The following is a 17,474-nucleotide window of genomic DNA, read 5'->3' on the forward strand; positions in this document are numbered from 1 at the left end:
GAAGCGTAGGGCGATCTTCGTTTTTATTGCTGAGTTTCAGGATGATTTCCCGCATTGCGTGTGGCCGGGCCTCGGATAAGGCGACGTTCATTGCATTCGAGACCCGGCGAAAGCCGCGATCGTCGGGAAAAATAAATAGATAAGGTCATTATTTCATGAACCAATGCAAGTCCTCGTTTATAACGCCGTCCAAAAGCCTGACTAAAAGGGCTTCCTTAAACGCGCTGGCCTCGATCATCGATTACGGTGCGCGCGTGCTTGTCGAATTCGTGATCAATCCCTTGCTGGTAGCCGGTCTCGGCAATTACCTGTACGGTTTGTGGCGCATATTGTGGCGTCTGAACGGTTATATGGACGCCGCCGGCGGACGTTCGGCCCAGGTTCTCAAGTGGGCGGTCGCCAAGGACCAGACCCTGGCCAACTATGACGACAAGCGCCGCTACGTAGGCGGTACGGTGGCAGTGTGGTTTCTGTTTCTGCCATTGCTGACGATGCTCGGCGGGGTGCTGGTGTGGCTGGCGCCCATCCTGCTGGAGGTGCCTGAAGAATTTTTGTTGACGACGCAACTGACCATTGGCTTGCTGGCGTTGAATGTCGTCCTGTTCGGCCTGGTCGATATTCCCAGGGTGGTGCTTCAGGGCGAAAACCTGGGCTATAAGCGCATGGGGTTATCCGCGTTGCTGGTTTTAGCGGGCGGCGGCCTGACCGTCCTGGCTGTAATACAGGGACTGGGACTGGTCGGCGTGGCGGCGGCTACCATCGCCACGACGCTGATAAGCGGTATGGTGTTCCTGGGCGTGGTGCGCAGACAGGTGCCCTGGTTCGGCATTGCCAGGCCGACCCGGGAAATCACGCGCCGGTTTTACGGACTCAGCGGCTGGTTTGTGCTCTGGAAGATCGTATCGCAATTGATGCTGGCCGGCGATATCCTGATCCTGGGCATTTTCGATTCGGTGGTGCTGGTGACCGTCTACACGCTGACCAAGTATGTCCCCGAGACGCTGATCAGGCTGGTGGGCACCGTCGTTTTCAACATCTCGCCGGGACTTGGCGGCATTATCGGGGCGGGCAATCTGGAAAAGGCCGTCAACGTGCGCGGTGAAATCATGGCGTTCACCTGGCTGTTGCTGACGGTGGCCGGGGCCTGCATTCTGCTTTGGAACCAGCTATTCGTGCAGCTCTGGGTCGGCGACAGCTATTATGCCGGGCTGATTCCGACCTTGCTGATCATCTTGCTGGTGGCGCAGATCACCTTCATCCGCAATGACGCCAATGTCATTGACCTGACGCTGAACATCAGATCCAAGGTGTTGATCGGCGTGCTGGCGGAAACGCTGGCCCTGTCCCTGGCGGCCTTGCTCGTCAGCCGCTACGGAATGGGCATCGTGGGCCTGTGCATCGGCTCGATAGCCGGCCATTCCATTATCAGCGTGGTTTATCCTTTCCTGGTCGGCCAGGTGCTGGGCATTCGGTTTTATGACCAGGTGAAAGGCGCGCTGAGGCCGTTTTTTGTGACCTTGCTGTTATTGCTGATGATGCTGGGCGTCAAGCATTACGGTGAGAGCTATCACCAGGTCGCGATTGTTCTCGAAAGACTGCATAGCTGGCCCGGCCTTGTGCTCGGCGTAGCCACAACAGCTATGGTGGTGTCGGTGCTGGCGTTTTACGGTGGCCTGTCCACGCGCCAGAGAAGCGGCTTGATAAAACGCCTTCAGGCCGTCATTAAACGCTGACACGGATGGCCGTTATATGATCAATAACAGGAGATTATCATGCTGACTCTCGCTAATTCCGCAACATGGCAGGACGATCGCGAGCGCACGGGATTTAGTCTGGTGCAGTCGCTGTTCTTGCTGAGTGCTTTGCTGGCGCCGCTGGAAATAAAGCTGGTGGCCAATCTGACGCTTTACGATGTGGTGACGGTCATTATCGGCATGCTGTTGCTGGTTTCCGGAAGCCGGAGCTATAAATTCCCGCCGGAAGCCATGACCATGGCCGCCTACGTTTTCCTGTTGTTCTCTTTGCTCAGCACGTTTCGGGCAACGCATCCGATGGAAGCGGTGACGCAAACCATGCAGTTCGCGTTTATTTTCTTTGTTCAGTTTCCGGTCATTCTGAATACCGTCAAGTCGCCGTCCATGCTGCGCGCCAGTGTCGTGCTATACCTGATCGGGACACTGATTCTCATGCTCTGGGCCATGATGCATCAGGAGACTTCCTCCATGCACAACCGCATCCGCACGTTCCATTCCGATAACCCGAATCCCTTGGGCTATGCCACGGCTTACATGTCGCCCTTCGTGCTGCATTTCGTGTTCGAGAAATGGCGGCAGCGGCGCCTGCTGAAGATGTTGATCGCGTTGTCGCTGTTATACCCGATGCTCTGGGCGCTGACCGCTTCCGGCTCGCGTGCCGCAACCGTGGCGACCGTGCTCGCCCTGATGATTTTTCTCAGCTTTCGCAACGGTTTTGAAATCAGCCTGAAAATCCCGCTGCGGATTGCATCGGCCTCGGTAGTCATCGGCGTGCTGGGTTATTTTGTCTATCATTCGGGTTATTTTCCTACCGTTCTGTGGGAACGCATCGACCGGACGCTGGCGTTCGAGGAAAGCCTGATCGATGACCGCAAGCGTCTGGCGATAGCCGCCTGGCGGGCGTTTATCGATTCGCCGTTCGTTGGCGTGGGACTGGATAATTTCCGTTACGTGTCCACGCACTACCATGTGCCGATGGTCACCGAACAGGCGCCGCATAACCTCTGGCTGCAGTTCATGGCGCAAATAGGCCTGTTCGGCACGCTGGGGTTCCTGGTCATCATCCTGTACTGGTTTTTATGCCTGTTCCGGGCGCAACAAGTCTGCCTCGATCCGTCGCGGCGCGAGTTCCTGTGGGCCTTCATCACCTCATTCACCACCATCATGGCGCTATTCATGTTCGTGCCCATGATGATTCAGCGGCAGTACTGGTTGCTTTACGGGCTGGGTCTGGCCGCCGCGTTTTATACGCTGAACCAGCCGATGAGAGCGTTCGGCGCGGGTAACAGACCGTTTGTTAACAAATAAGGGAGAAAACATCATGAATAATCACGACAAGCCGCTGGCGATTTTGCGCATTGTGACGACAATCGCCGAAACCAGCGAACCTTATAACCAATACTCGCTGCCCCTGGCCGGCAAGCAGGACATTACGCTGTGCAGCTATTTCAAGGCGACCGTGCCACCGCCGCCCGCGACGATTACCTTCATCGAGGGCGACGGCACCCTGCCGGGATTCTATCGCGCCCTGAAAACGGCTTTTGACGCCAGGCAATACGACATCATCCATATCCATATGGTCATCGCCGGGTTCCTGTTTCTGCTGGCCAATCTGGCATTCGGCAAACCGATGCGGTGCACCGTGTTCACCGTGTCCAATTCCTATCAGAGTTACAAGCTCAGGAACAAGCTGATGCTGCTGCCGGTGTTCGCGTTTTTTCAGCGCGTGGTTTGCAACAGTCATGCCGTTTTTGACAGCTTTCCCGTTATTTATAAATGGCTGGGCGGCAAACGGCTGTGCACGATTCAAAACGGCGTCGACATAGACCGCGTGGACGGCTTTCTGCGGGATAACCGTCCGGCGCCTCGCACCGGCGGGTTCACAGTCATATCGGTCGGGCGGATCATAAAAATCAAAAATCCGCTGACCGTCGTCAATGCCTATCGCAAGAGCACCGCGCCGGGCGATCGCCTGATCTTCGTCGGCGAAGGCGACATGCGCGCGCCGGTACTGGCCAAGGCCCGGGAACTCGGTCTGGAACATGACGTGCAACTGACCGGCCTGGTGCCCAGAAACCGGGTGTACGAGACCTTGTCCGAAGCGGATGTATTCATTTCCTGCTCTTACGGCGAAGGCTTGCCGGTCGCGGCGCTGGAAGCGATGGCCTGCCGGTGTCCGGTCATCCTGTCCGATATCCAGCCGCATCGCGAAATCGCAAACGGCACGGATTTCATTCCGCTGGTGCCGGCTGACGACAGCGACGGCTTCGCACGGGAGATCAGCCGGTTCCGAAGCTTGCCCGCGGCCGAAAGGCAAGCGGTCGGCGAGCGGTGCAGGGCATGGGCCGAAAAGCATTTCAGCCTGGCCTCCATGAACCGGCAGTATGCCGAATTGTTTGAGCGGATGAGATCGGGCGGGGGGCCCTCACAAAAGACCGCTGTCGATAGGCTGGCCACGTCCAACAGGGAACGCGTTTAAGAGCAGGGATTCCGGCGGCCATCACTGTGTTCGTTTCCCGAAACCGGATACCCCGTCTGGAGATTTATTAAAAACGGCGGCAAACAGGTATGCAGGATTATTTATTTTAAAATTATTGAATCGTTTATATAAGCGGGTATTGGTTTGCAAAAAACTCTTTAATTACCCGCGCTTTTATTTTTCAAGGTTTAATGGCTGACTTGTAAGTAGTCATACCAATAGTATATGTAATGAACCTCAAAATATAATCAAATCGTATTCAATAAAAACAATAACAGGGAACTGTTTAATAGTATTCAAGAAGCAGGAATACCTTATTTTAATTGCTGAATAAACATAAAAAATAGATACCGATTAGAACCCAATAACGAGGTTTTTCCAGATAACCAGATGCCCGGTAGTTGAAAGCGGTAAGGCAGGCGTACAGATCGAAGCCCGATGCCGTTCAATTTTTCCGGTTTCCTCCAACTCAGTAAGTTTGAGCTTATAAAGATGCAGATTGAATTAGTGGGTTGTACCAGCGCAGGCAAGACGACGCTTGCCAGGAAAATGGTTAAGGTCGGCCAGGCGGTTGGCATCGATGTTCAGTTAAGCGACGATTTTCTGTTGGCCTGCATTGGACTGAATTGGATCAGTAATGAATTTATACGCAGGCGTATCGTGGAATTATGGGCCTTGCTGACTTGCCTGCTGTTTCTGCGCAAGTATCGCGCGCTTTTCCGCTTTATCATCCGAACCTGCTTCCAGACGTCCGGTTCATGGCTTTATCGAATCAAGCTGGCCAGGGTCACGTTGCGGAAGATAGGCATTCACGAAATCATCCGCCGCCGCAGTACTGACCGGCAGGCGGTTCTGCTCGACAATGAAGGCATATTGCAAGCCAGCCATACGCTCTTCGTCCATGCCTCAGGCCCATCGTTCACGGGTTGCCTGACCGATTTTCTCCGGCTGATGCCATTGCCCGATGTCATCGCCTACCTGAAGCAGCCGGAACAGCTGTTGATCGAAAGAACGCGGGCACGCGGCCACAATCGTATCCCGGAAGGGTCAGACAGCGGGGAGGTGGCATCATTCATTTCACAGGCGGTGCTGATGTTCGAGGAAATCCGGGGCTATCCGGGGCTGGCGGACCGGCTGTTAATCATAGACGGCGAACGGAACCGGCTAGAGCCTCGTGAAGCGCCTGCCGATCCGCTGCTGGAATGGGCCGCCGATCTGATTCGTGCAGGGCTCGCCCATGCCCCGGCGAGTAATCAGCTCGATGCCGGCAATACGAGCGGGTACCCGGCCCTTAAGGCCATTCCAACGACGCAACAATAGGGACCGAGCATGAGCGTGAATTTAGCAACCCCCATCAACGCGGACCTGGCCACCCGGTTCATGGAATCACTGAACAGCCAGGCTATCGACTATTGCCACTGGAAAAGCAACCTGTCCTTGTCGCAGGCGCTGGCGGGCGAGGAAGACCTGGATATCCTGGTGGACCGCAAGGCCTTGCCGAACATCATCGGCCTGTTGACGGATCTTGGCTTCAAGGCCGCGGTCCTGAAGTCGGGAGCCAACGTTCCGGGCATATTCCATTACTACGGCATTGACGCGCGGACCGGCGGGATTTGCCATGTGCATCTTTTCAGCCGCGTGCTGACCGGCGAGAGTTTCGTTAAAAGCCATACGCTGCCGTTCGAAAGCATGCTGCTGGACAATTGCGATTACATCGGGCCGGTGCGTGTCGCATCCCGGTCGGCCGAATTGGCGCTGTTTGTGTTAAGAACCTTTATCAAGTACGGCTCGCTGCTGGATTTGCTGCGCGTGGCGGGCGATCCCGAAGCCATCCGCACGGAACTGCGCTGGCTGAAGGAGGGCGGGGATGCCGCCGAGGCCGTCTCATTGCTGGAAAAACACTGCCCGGTCATCGATAGGGCGCTGTTTTTCAAGTGCATCGAGACGCTGGAAGACCCCACCAGTATCGCGCAGCGCATGCGGGTTGCCAGAACCGTGCGGCGGCGGCTGCGCATTTACGCGAAATATACGCCGCTGACCCGGCTGCTCGCCTACGCGCAACTGTTATCGATCAAGCTTCGGCAACGGCTGACCGGTAACAGAAAAAACAAGACCCTGCATGCCGGTGGCGCGATTGTGGCCTTCGTGGGCGCGGACGCCACGGGCAAATCCACGCTGGTCAACGAAACCGGCCGCTGGCTGGGCAGCGTATTCGCGGTCAGGCGGGTGCATGTCGGCAAGCCGCCGTCCTCATGGGCGACGCTGCCGGTCAACCTATTGTTGCCGTTGATGCGGCGCTGGCTGCCGCATCTGCGCCGCAGCGGCGTCAGCGACAGGGGCCTTCCGGCCGATGTGCCGTCGTTGCCGAAGGCCGGACAGGGCCCGCGTTCCCTGATCTACGCGGTCAGGGCGGCGGCGCTGGCCTGGGACCGGTACCGGTTGCTGATCAAGGTCAGGGCGTGGGCCGCGAATGGCGATATCGTCATCTGCGACCGTTATCCGACCGACATCATCGAGGCCATGGACAGCCCGCGTCTGCGCGAACTGTCGGCAAAAGGCGGCATCAAGGCCGCGCTATATAACCGCCTGGCCCGGTTCGAAAATGCCTTGTACAGAAACATGCCGCCGCCGGATGCCGTGCTGCGGCTGAGGGTTTCGGTGGAAACGGCCAAGCAGCGCAACCGCAACCGCAGGGATGAAGTCGGCATGGATGACGAGGATTATCTGGTGGCGCGGCATCGCGAAATTCGCGACTGGTACAAGCATGGCACCAAGTATATCCATGATATCGACACGGAGCAGTCGCTGGAAGCGACCATTCTTAACGTCAAGAAGGCTGTATGGGAATCGCTCTGAAGCCTGTTGTTTGTTTCATCAATTTTTATATCAGGAAGGCGAAGTGAAATGGAGCGGATAAAAATACTGCATCTGATAACGCATTTGGGGTTTGGCGGCGGCCTGGATAATACCTTGTTGACGGTCAGGGACCATTCACGCGACCGCTTTGAAGTTCACCTGGCGGCCGGCACGGTCGAACCCGGCGAGGACTATTCGGACTGGAGCGAGCGCGCCCGGGAATATGCCGACGTCCTGTTTATCATACCGGATCTGCACCGGTCCGTTCATTTGCTGAATGACTTGCGCGCGGTACGCCAGATCGCCGACCTGATCAGGAAGGAAGACTACCGGATCATCCATACCCACACGACCAAGGCCGGCATTCTGGGTCGGATTGCGGCGCGGCGTTCAGGCGTGCCGGTGGTGATCCATACCTATCATGCGTTCGCCTGGCAAGTGGCTTATGTCTCTCAGGTTTCGGCCTGGCGACACTATCTGGCGGGCTTGAAAGAGCGCCTGTATGTCGCGGTTGAACGCTATGGCGCTACTCTCAGCGATGCCCTGATCACGGTGGCGGACATGAACAAGCAGGAAGTGATCACGCGAAAGGTCGCGCCCCCGGAAAAGCTGTCCACGATTTACAGCGGCATCGACCTGGACCGTTTTCGCGCCAAGACCCACGATCGGAACGAACTCTGCCGCCAGTTCGGTCTTGATCCGGCGCGGCCGATCGTCGGCATGATCGGCCGCCTGTCGATCCAGAAAGCGCCGCTGGATTTCGTTCAGGCCGCCAAAACCGCCTTGCAAAGCCGGCCCGATGCCCAGTTCATCCTGGTCGGCGACGGGCCCCTGGCGCAAGCGGTGCAAGCGGCGATCGGTGCCGAGCAAAGAATCAGGATTCTGGGCTTCAGGGAGGATGTGACGGAAATATTCACGGTTCTGGACGTATTCGCGCTGTCCTCTTTGTGGGAAGGATTGGGGCGCGCTTTGACCGAAGCGATGATCATGAATGTGCCGGTGACGGCAACCCGCGCGGGCGGCATACCCGAGCTGGTGATTCACGGCGAAACCGGCTTGCTGGCCGATCCCGGCGATAGCGCGCAACTGGCCTGGAATATCGTATGGCTGCTGGATCATCCGGACGAGGCGCGAAAAATGAGTGAGCGCGCCATGGCGCGGGTGGTGCCGGCATTTAGCGGACAACACATGGTAAAACAGATCGAGGCGCTTTATGAACGCGTATTACTGGAAAAAGGAGCCCTGTTATCCAGATGAAGCATGGGATGCGCGTTATGAGCCAATCTCGTTTCGCCCCCCTGGACCGGTTTCGCTGAAGGATGATTACAAAGCACAGAGCAAGCGCGGGGCCTTGCCTTTTATCGGCAGCATACTCGTGGTCTGTGTCGGCAATATTTGCCGGAGCCCTATGGCGGAGGCCGTGTTCAGGCAGGCCCTGCAGGATGCGGGCCTGGGTATCATCCGGGTCGGTTCCGCCGGCTTGAACGCCCCGGTCGGAAAACGGCCCAGTCAGTCGGCGCAGCGATTGATGCTGGAAAGAGGGGGCGACATATCCGTGCAGGGCGCCCGCCAATTAACAAGCACATTGATGGACGAGACGGATTTGATCCTGGTTATGGAAACGGAACATAAGAAATGGATTGCAAGGCAATATCCCGTCGCGCGCGGGAAAATTTTTCGCCTGGGAGAATGGAGCGATTTCGAGGTGCCTGATCCAGTGGGGCTGCCGGATAAAGCATTCGAAAATGCTTTATTGTTGATAGAAAAAGGCGTGGCTGACTGGATATTAAAATTACAAAGAGATTAGTTATGAAAAAATATGTTTATCTTGTTTCTATCGCGTTCCTGACAGGCTGTACACTCGTGCCGGGTATGCACATGTCAGCCCCTTCCTCGAACGTGCCTGGCGTGAAAGTCATACCGATCACGGCCGAGACGCTGCGTGTCCAGGCTATTAACCGTGCGGCCTACCATAAAACCGACATACAGCCCGTTTTCGCGGCATACAACCGGCTGGAGGAATACCAATACCGCATTGGCCCTCACGACGTCTTGTCGGTAACCGTGTGGGAACACCCCGAACTGACCATTCCCGCCGGCGAGTTCCGATCGCCTGAAGCGGTCGGGCACCTGGTGGCCGAAGACGGCACGATCTTTTTCCCCTATGCGGGTACGGTCCACGTGGCCGGGAAAACCCAGCCCGAGGTTCGCCGCATGCTGGCCGAAGGCATTTCAGGCGTTATCGAGAATCCGCAGGTGGACGTGAAAGTGGTCGCCTTCCGGAGCCAGCGGGCTTATGTTTCCGGCGAGGTCGCCAAGCCGGGGCCGCAGCCGGTCACCGATGTACCGCTGACGATCACCGAAGCGATCGGCTTTTCCGGGGATTTCACGCCCGACGCCGATTTGGCCAATGCCGTCCTGACCCGCAACGGCGTGGCCACTAAAGTGGATCTGCTGGCCCTCTATGACCGAGGCGATATGCGGCAGAATATTTTGTTGCAGGATGGCGATATCCTGCATATCCCCGATCGCAATACCCAGAAGGTGTTTGTCATGGGCGAGGTGGTAAGGCCCATGTCGGTGGTCATGCACAAGCGCGGCATCACCTTGACCGAAGCCCTGGGCGAAGCCGGCGGCGTGAATCCAGGGACCGCGGCGCCGGAACATGTTTTTGTCATCCGCGGCAACGACGACCTCTCGGAAGTTTACCATCTGGATGCGGAATCGCCCGATGCGCTGATCCTGGGCGATCAGTTCCGGCTGATGCCGCACGATGTGGTCTATGTGGAAGCGACCGACTTCACCCGCTGGGACCGTCTGATCCAACAACTCGTGGCAACATCAACAGTTGTCAGAAATTTCGGCCGAATCACCGGATCACAATAACCGGGCAAGACCGGAGAGCCAGGAGCTCTGGCTTGAGCGAACATGAATTGAAGAACATCGTTTTGATTGCATAACCGGTATTGCGCAGGCTATCCGCCCCCGCAATACCGGTAAAAGCCATAGGAGAAGGTCTGTGAACAAGCCTACAAATACCGGTCCAGAGTCCACTGCCGGGGAAACCAGCCAGGATATACCCAAATCTTCCGAGGATAACGGAGGCGCATTGTTAAAAAAATCCCAGGATGAAGTTATTCGTCTGCGGCGCGAGATGCAACGGATAAAACAGGAGCAGGAACTTCTCGGCAAACTGGGATTTAACCGGGAGCCGCCCGAAATGCCCGCGTACTTCGCTCCGCCGCCAAGTTTCAATACGTCACATGTCGCGCTGGGCGAATTCCTGGCAACCCTGGCCGATGCGAAGGGCACCATCGCCAAGATCACCGTGCTATTTGTTCTGATCGGCGCCGTTTACCTGTTAACGGCTCAACCCGTTTACCGAGTGGATGCCCTGTTGGAGACCGGCATGCGCATGGATTTGCTGGCCGATATTTCCAAAGGCTTCAAGGAAGAAACCGTGGTCAATGAAGAAATCGAAATCCTGCAATCGCGTAAATTGCTGGGACAAGTGGTTGATGAATTAAAGCTGGATATCATTGCGCAGCCTGTCCACTTCCCGATAATAGGGGCGCCCATCGCACGCATGAACAACAAGATCAGGTCGTTGATCGGTCCGTCCTACAAGCCGGGACTGCCGTTTTTCGATTTGAATGCGTATGCCTGGAATAGTGAAAATATCACGGTCGAAACTTTCGATGTGCCGGCCGCTTATATCGGCAGGCCTTTTACGCTTATTGTGGAAAAAGGCAAACGATACCGTCTTCTGGATGAGGATGGCAACTTGCTGACCGAAGGCGAGGCGGGCGTACTGAACACAAACTGGCTGCCGAGCGACGATACTACGCCCGCGCTGCTGATATCCAGTATAAAGGGCAAAGCCGGCACGCATTTCGATCTGATGCGAATCGCCCCGGTCGATGCCATTACCCGATTAAGTGAATTTCTTACGGTCATGGAAAAAGGCCTGGGATCGGGGGTCGTGCAAATCAGCCTGGAAGGCCCCGATAAAGATCAAATCACGCTCATCGTGAACAGGATGGTCAAAACGTTTACCACTCAGGAACGGGAAAGGAAATCCGAAAAGATCAGCTTGTCGCTTGATTACATGGAAAAACAAATGCCGGAACTCAAGGAGAAGGCGGAAAAAGCCGAAGCGGCGCTGCACGGTTTTCGCCAGCGGCATGGCGCCGTTGATCTCACCAAGGAGACTCAAATCCTGCTGGAAAGAATGGTGGGTATCGAGGCCGAGTTGTCCGAGTTTCGGAGGAAACGGACTGAACTGCTGCCTCGATTCACACCCCAGCATTCCAGTATTCTCGCCCTGAATGCGCATATCGCTAATTTAAACGGCGAATTGTCCGCGATCAAGAATAAGGTCAAGAACTTTCCCAATACCGAGCAGGAAGTGCTGCGCCTTTCCAGGGATGCCGAGCTTTATTCCCAGCTCTATGCCTTTCTCAGAAACAGGATCGGCCAACTGAAAGTCGTGCAGGAAGCACCGGTCGGCTATGTCGGCGTCGTCGATCTTGCCGTGCCGTCGGAAGACCCTATAAAACCGCAAAAAGCGGCAGTCATGGGGCTTTCCGTCACATTAGGCCTGTTTATAGGATTGGGTGCCGCTTTCCTGCAAAAATCCCTGCACCAAGCCGTTAAAGATCCGGAGATTATTGAGAAACAGTTGGGGCTGCCCGTTTATGCGACCGTGCCGCACAGCGTCAAACAACGCAAATCATCGAAAAAAGGCGACGGCACGAGGCTGGCGGTGCTGGCCGAGACCGAAACATCGGATCCCGCGGTTGAAAGTCTGCGCAGCTTGCGGACTTCATTGCACTTTGTGCTCCTTGAGTCGCAGAACAATATCATTATGGTGACCGGACCCTCGCCGGGGATTGGGAAAAGCTTTCTGTCGGTAAACTTTAGCGCCGTGATGGCCAGCGCCGGCAAGCGTGTATTGTTGATCGATGCCGACATGCGTAAAGGGCATCTTCATAAATACTTCGACCTGGAAGGGACGGAAGGGTTGTCGGATGCCATAGCAACAGGCAAATCCATCGCACAGGTGGTCAGGCGGACGCATATCGACGGGCTTGAGGTTATCTGTAACGGCACCATGCCGCCCAATCCATCCGAATTGCTGTCTCATGAACGATTTGTGACGGCGATAGAGAAAATCTCCTTGCTTTATGATTATGTCATCATCGATTCGCCTCCGGTGTTGCCGGTGACCGACCCGGCCATCATAGGCAGGCTGGCCGGCGCCGCGCTGCTGGTCGTCAAGGCGGGCTCGCATACACTGCGCGAGATCGAGCAAAGCGTCAAGCATCTGAAACTGGGCGGCGTAAACCTTCGCGGCGTGGTGTTCAACGACATGCCGGTGTCCACCAACCGTTACGGCTACGGTGGGTACTACGGTTACGCCTACACCTATGCCTATGCGGACAGTACGGACAGGAAGGAATCATAAGGATCAATCAAGACATAACCGGCGCGAAGCGCTCCAAGTCCCCGGCTGATGATAGGCGGCTGCCGGGACGAGGGCGCTTGTGCCCCTATCGGGTATTCGACCCGCAAAATCCATCATTCGAGCATCTTGTTAAGTAATGAACATGGAATAAATCAGGAATTGTAGGTGCGAATTCACTTGTGCCCTTCAGGGTATTCGCACTGTGCGGATACCAACAGTAGGCGCCATAGGCGAATCCGCACCTACACCGGAAATTCATCCGCGTACTTGAGGAAGTTATTTTATGCGCGTTCCTAAGCATTTAAACGCGCCGGCAAGTTTTGAAACCGGCATATGCGATATTTCCTGCCAGGGCATACATGATCCTAATAGCTTCGTAGTGCTGCATAAGATTTGAGTTACATCAGCTAATCAGCATATTTTCAATAGCATAGGTAATCTTACGAATTTTCCTGTGCTCTATTCCGAGTATAAATGAACGCTATCAACGTCAAGAATCTGAACTTATGGAAAGCCCTTCAGTGTTTCTTGTTCATCTGGACAATTTCTAAGCATGAATTAAGGAGAATAATAATGACACGTGAATACCAACCATTTAAACCATTTAAAGCACTGTTGCTGCTATCCGCCGTCTCCATGCTCGGCGGTTGCGGAGGCCATCCACCTATCGACAAGATATCAGCCGCGGAACAAGCGCTGAATCAGGCCAATTTAACCGAGGGCGATACCTATGCGCCGTTAGAAATGCGCGTCGCCCAGGACAAACTCAACCAGGCCAAGGCAGCGATGGACAATGAGGAATACGAAAAAGCGGCGGCACTGGCCGATGAAGCGTCGGTTAACGCCGATCTGGCTGCCGTGAAAGCCGATTCTGCAAGAACCACGAATAAGCTGGATGGATTAAAGCGAAGCATCGATTCATTACGCCATGAATTAGGAATGAAAATGCAACCGGATCAATAGAAATAAACCATCAAGCGACTGCTCTAGAGCGTTAGATAGTTAAACTTATTAAGGAGTAAGACTATGTCAATTATAAAGTGGAACGCAGCTTCAGTTTATTGCAAGGCCGGAATTCTGATAGGAACCATACTCATGCTGACAGGTTGTGCAGTAGAACCGCACAGGGGGCTGGAAGAAGCAAGACAGAACCTGAACCGGGCCAAGCAGGATCAGGTCATTGCCGAGTATGCCCCCGTCGCTTTATACGATGCCGAGAAGACTATTACAAAAGCTGAAAATGCGTGGATGGAAGACGACGATGAAGATTATGCCAACCACATGGCTTACATGGCCGACCAGCAGATAAAAATTGCCGAGGAAAAGGCACGGCAAAAGGCCGCCCAGCTTGAGTTCTCAAGATTAAGCGATGAAACACAGCAACTGCAGCTGCAAGCCAGAACACAAGAGCTTGAGGCGTTAAAAGCGCAAAAAACCGATCGCGGCATGCTGATCACCATGGGTGATGTGCTGTTTGAGACCGGTAAAGCCGATCTCAAGTCAGGCGCCTTGCAGAATCTTTATCGATTGGCCACATTCCTGCGGGAAAACCCCAGTCGTAACGTCCTCATTGAAGGGCACACGGACAGTGTGGGGTCAAATCAAAACAATCAGCTCCTGTCTGAAAGACGCGCTCACTCGGTGGCGACCTTCCTAATGAACAACGGCGTGGATAGTACGCGGATAACCGATGTCGGCTACGGTGAAGACTTCCCTGTCGACACCAACAGCACCCCGGCTGGCCGCAGAAACAACCGGCGGGTGGAAGTCATTGTCCTGAATGAAGGCGAACCGCCCAGGCTGAGACGTTAATTAATCCGTGCTCAATGAGCGCATGGCATTAACCAGAGAAGGAAGCACGGGCGCGCATTCACTTGCGCCCCAGAGCACAGGCAGGCTGGATTGCTCAATCGCGGCATACAACCATTGTGCGGATACTTTCAACAAGCTTAGGACTTACGCAGTTAGCCTGTTCATCCGTCGAAACAAGCGGCGTTAAAACCTGTGGGAGCGACTTCAGTCGCCTTTTATCTGAATGGGCGACTTGAAGTCGCCCCCACAGGCTTGCGTAAGTCCTGAAGCTTTATGCCCGCTTCCGCACGAGTCTTGATGCAGGAATGCGGCAAGGGCTACTGCCTCAAGTCCTTAACCACGCGCACGACTTCAGTATCGCCGGCGATCGCCTCAATGCTGAAGCCCAGCTTCTTCATCAGCGACAACATGGGCTCGTTGATCGCCAGCACTTCGCCCTCAAAGAACGACATGCCTTTGTATTTGGCCGCCTGCATCAGGGTTTTCATGATCCGGGTGCCTATGCCCAGGCCCTGGCAGTCATCGGAGACCACCAGCGCAAACTCCACGGAGTGGCCGTCGGGATTCATCATGTAACGGCCCACGCCCAGCTCGGAAGGCATGCCGTCGTGCTCGGTGATGGCGACAAAGGCCATCTCGCGGTCGTAATCGATCTGCGTGAAGCGCACGATCATTTCCGGCGTTAACTCTTGCAGGGATTGCATGAAACGGAAATACTTGGTGCGCTCCGACAAGCGGTGCACGAAATCCTTTTCCATATCCGCGTCCTCGGGACGAATGGGACGGATGGTGATGTTCATGCCGTTGGCCAGCTGATAATGTTGGGTCAATTCATGGGGATAGGGATGGATCGCCATGTGCGAGTAAGGCATGAGCTGATGCGAGACTTCGGCCTTGATGCGCGCGTCCACGGCCATGACCCCGTGTTCGTCGACGATCAGCGGATTGATGTCCAGCTCCAGGATTTCCGGCAGTTCACTGACCATGATCGAGATATTCAGCAATACATCGATCAGGGTTTTCATATGGACCGGCGGCAGTTGGCGAAAGGCTCGCAAATATTTGGCCGCCCGGGTTTTGGCGATCAGCTGTTCGACCATATAGGCATTGAGCGGCGGCAGGGCGACGGCGTTGTCCCGCAGGATCTCCACCATGGTTCCGCCCAGGCCGAAACTGATGGCGGGTCCGAACACCGGATCCCTGACCACGCCGATCATCAGTTCGCGGCCGCTGAGCGAGCGGTACATCGGCTCAACCGTCATGCCTACTTCAGTGATTTCCGGATAATTGCGCTTGATGGCCGCTTCCATCTCGGTGAAATTGCGGGACACATCCAGGGCGCTGTTGATGTTCAGCCGGACGCCGCCGATATCGGATTTGTGGCTGAATTCGGCCATGTTGACTTTCAACACCACCGGAAATCCCAGGGTTTCGGCGGCAATCATGGCGTCCTTGGCGCTGGTTACCTTGATAGTCTGCGTGACCGGAATATGGAAGGCCGCCAGTATCGCTTTCGACTCCTGCGTCGTTAACACCTGCCGGCCTTCCGACAGCACACGCTCGATAATCAGCCGCGCGCCGATCACATCGGGAGGCGTCAGTTCATCCGAAGGCGAAGGGATTTGCTTGAGCAGGATCTGGTTGCGGCTGTAGGCCGCCAGAAACGAAAAGGCATCGACCGCCACTTCCGGCGTATTGAAGTGGGCGATTTTACTGTTATCGAACAGGTTCCGGCCTTCCTGCACGCGCGCGCCGCCCGTCCACGAAGCCAGCACCGGCTTCCGGCTGGACTTGGCGCCCTCGATGATGAACTGGGCCACCTGGGTCGGGTTGGTCATGGCCTGCGGCGTCAGAATGACCAGCACCCCGTCGATGTTCTTGTCTTTCAGGCAGATGTCCAGCGCCTGCTTGTAACGTTCGGGTGTGGCGTCGCCGAGAATATCGATAGGATTGGCATGCGACCAGTGCGCCGGCAGCACTGCGTCCAATGCTTCCAGGCTGGCCGGGCTCAGCTCGGCCATCTTGATGCCGTCGTCCTCGGCGCGGTCGGTGCTCATGACCCCGGGGCCGCCGGCATTGGTGATGATCGCCAGCCGGTCCTGGCGGACTACATAATTATTGGCCAGCACGCGCGCGGCCGAAAACAGTTCGGCGATGCTGTAAGCCCGGACGACGCCTGCCCGCTCGATAGCCGCATCAAAGACATTATCGCCGCCGACCAGGGCGCCGGTATGCGACATGGCCGCCTTGCTGCCCGCCTCATGACGGCCGGACTTGATCAGAATCACCGGTTTCAGGCGCGCGGCGGCTTTCAGGCCGCTCAAAAAGCGGCGGGCGTCGCGTATGCCTTCCACATACATCAGAATGCCGGTGGTTTTGGCATCCATGGCCAGATAATCCAGCACCTCGCCAAAATCAACGTCGGCGGCCGCGCCCATCGAGACGACCGTGGAAAAACCGATATCCTGGGACTTGGCCCAATCCAGAATGGCCGTGCACACGGCACCCGATTGCGATAGCAGCGCCAGGCTGCCGTCCTTGACCGGCCCTTCGGCGAAAGTCGCATTCAGCTGGCCGCTGGGCCGGACGATGCCCAGGCAGTTCGGGCCGACGATGCGGATGCTGTAACGGTGCGCGATATCGAGCACTTCCTGTTGCAGCCGCCTGCCTTCGGCGCCCAGCTCGCCGAAGCCCGCCGTGATGATAATGACCGAGGCGACGCCCTTGTCGCCGCATTGACGCATGATGTCCGGCACCGTGGCGGCCGGCGTCGCAATCACGACCAGATCCAGTTCTTCGGGGACGGCCGCCAGATCCGGATAGGCCTTCAAGCCCTGCAGCGTTTCGCGTTTGTTGTTGACCGGGTACAGCCCGCCTTTAAAGCCCGCCTCCCGCATATTGAGCAGCAGGCGATAACCGACGCTGTTCTCGCGTTCGGATGCGCCCACGATTGCCACAGACTTGGGTGTGAAAAAAGGGCTGAGATAATGAGGTCCCATGGCGGCTCCGGTAAAAGGTGAGAAGAGTGGAAATGTTACCATTTCGCGCTTTAAGCCCGGTTATATTTTTGTGACATGGTTCAGGTAAGCCAAAATGGTACACTGCT

Annotated in this window: 12 protein-coding genes; 11 read left to right on the top strand and 1 reads right to left on the bottom strand. The window is 55.9% G+C overall.

The window, feature by feature from the left end:
- Positions 1–155: 155 nt before the first annotated feature.
- The 11 genes from METMA_RS0112815 (at position 156) to METMA_RS0112870 (ending at position 14,368) form a co-directional block, all read left to right on the top strand.
- Positions 156–1,733, top strand: coding sequence for a lipopolysaccharide biosynthesis protein (locus METMA_RS0112815; protein WP_020159495.1), 1,578 nt, complete (start codon positions 156–158; stop codon positions 1,731–1,733).
- Between the two features lie 39 nt (positions 1,734–1,772).
- The gene (locus tag METMA_RS0112820; RefSeq protein ID WP_020159496.1) at positions 1,773–3,062 is read left to right on the top strand and encodes an O-antigen ligase family protein; all 1,290 of its coding nucleotides are present in this window, start codon (positions 1,773–1,775) and stop codon (positions 3,060–3,062) included.
- 13 nt (positions 3,063–3,075) lie between these two features.
- Positions 3,076–4,233 carry a glycosyltransferase family 4 protein gene (locus tag METMA_RS0112825; protein ID WP_020159497.1) on the top strand — a complete coding sequence of 386 codons (1,158 nt, stop codon included), beginning with the start codon at positions 3,076–3,078 and terminating at the stop codon, positions 4,231–4,233.
- A 492-nt stretch (positions 4,234–4,725) separates the two neighbouring features.
- Positions 4,726–5,553 (top strand): hypothetical protein, encoded by an 828-nt coding sequence (locus METMA_RS0112830; RefSeq protein ID WP_156830497.1) that lies wholly within the window; start codon positions 4,726–4,728, stop codon positions 5,551–5,553.
- 9 nt (positions 5,554–5,562) lie between these two features.
- A complete protein-coding gene (locus METMA_RS0112835; RefSeq protein WP_020159499.1) occupies positions 5,563–7,089 on the top strand; it encodes a nucleoside/nucleotide kinase family protein in 1,527 nt (508 codons plus the stop codon).
- Positions 7,090–7,137: 48 nt separating this feature from the next.
- Positions 7,138–8,346: a glycosyltransferase family 4 protein gene (locus tag METMA_RS0112840; RefSeq protein WP_020159500.1), complete on the top strand. Its 1,209-nt coding sequence runs from the start codon at positions 7,138–7,140 to the stop codon at positions 8,344–8,346.
- A complete protein-coding gene (locus tag METMA_RS0112845) occupies positions 8,303–8,896 on the top strand; it encodes a low molecular weight protein-tyrosine-phosphatase (RefSeq protein ID WP_020159501.1) in 594 nt (197 codons plus the stop codon). The genes METMA_RS0112840 and METMA_RS0112845 overlap by 44 nt, the downstream gene beginning before the upstream one ends.
- A gap of 2 nt (positions 8,897–8,898) precedes the next feature.
- Complete coding sequence (locus METMA_RS24580; RefSeq protein WP_084254126.1) at positions 8,899–9,975, top strand: polysaccharide export protein; 1,077 nt, start codon at positions 8,899–8,901, stop codon at positions 9,973–9,975.
- Positions 9,976–10,108: 133 nt separating this feature from the next.
- The gene (locus METMA_RS0112855; RefSeq protein ID WP_020159503.1) at positions 10,109–12,556 is read left to right on the top strand and encodes a polysaccharide biosynthesis tyrosine autokinase; all 2,448 of its coding nucleotides are present in this window, start codon (positions 10,109–10,111) and stop codon (positions 12,554–12,556) included.
- Positions 12,557–13,129: 573 nt separating this feature from the next.
- A complete protein-coding gene (locus tag METMA_RS0112865; protein ID WP_020159505.1) occupies positions 13,130–13,519 on the top strand; it encodes a DUF4398 domain-containing protein in 390 nt (129 codons plus the stop codon).
- A 63-nt stretch (positions 13,520–13,582) separates the two neighbouring features.
- Complete coding sequence (locus tag METMA_RS0112870) at positions 13,583–14,368, top strand: OmpA family protein (protein WP_084254127.1); 786 nt, start codon at positions 13,583–13,585, stop codon at positions 14,366–14,368.
- A 317-nt stretch (positions 14,369–14,685) separates the two neighbouring features.
- On the opposite strand, the gene METMA_RS0112875 is transcribed toward METMA_RS0112870, so the two are convergent.
- Positions 14,686–17,367 (bottom strand): bifunctional acetate--CoA ligase family protein/GNAT family N-acetyltransferase, encoded by a 2,682-nt coding sequence (locus METMA_RS0112875; protein ID WP_020159507.1) that lies wholly within the window; start codon positions 17,365–17,367, stop codon positions 14,686–14,688.
- Positions 17,368–17,474 lie beyond the last annotated feature (107 nt).

The sequence above is a fragment of the Methylobacter marinus A45 genome (genome assembly GCF_000383855.1).
GTDB classification, from domain to species: domain Bacteria; phylum Pseudomonadota; class Gammaproteobacteria; order Methylococcales; family Methylomonadaceae; genus Methylobacter; species Methylobacter marinus.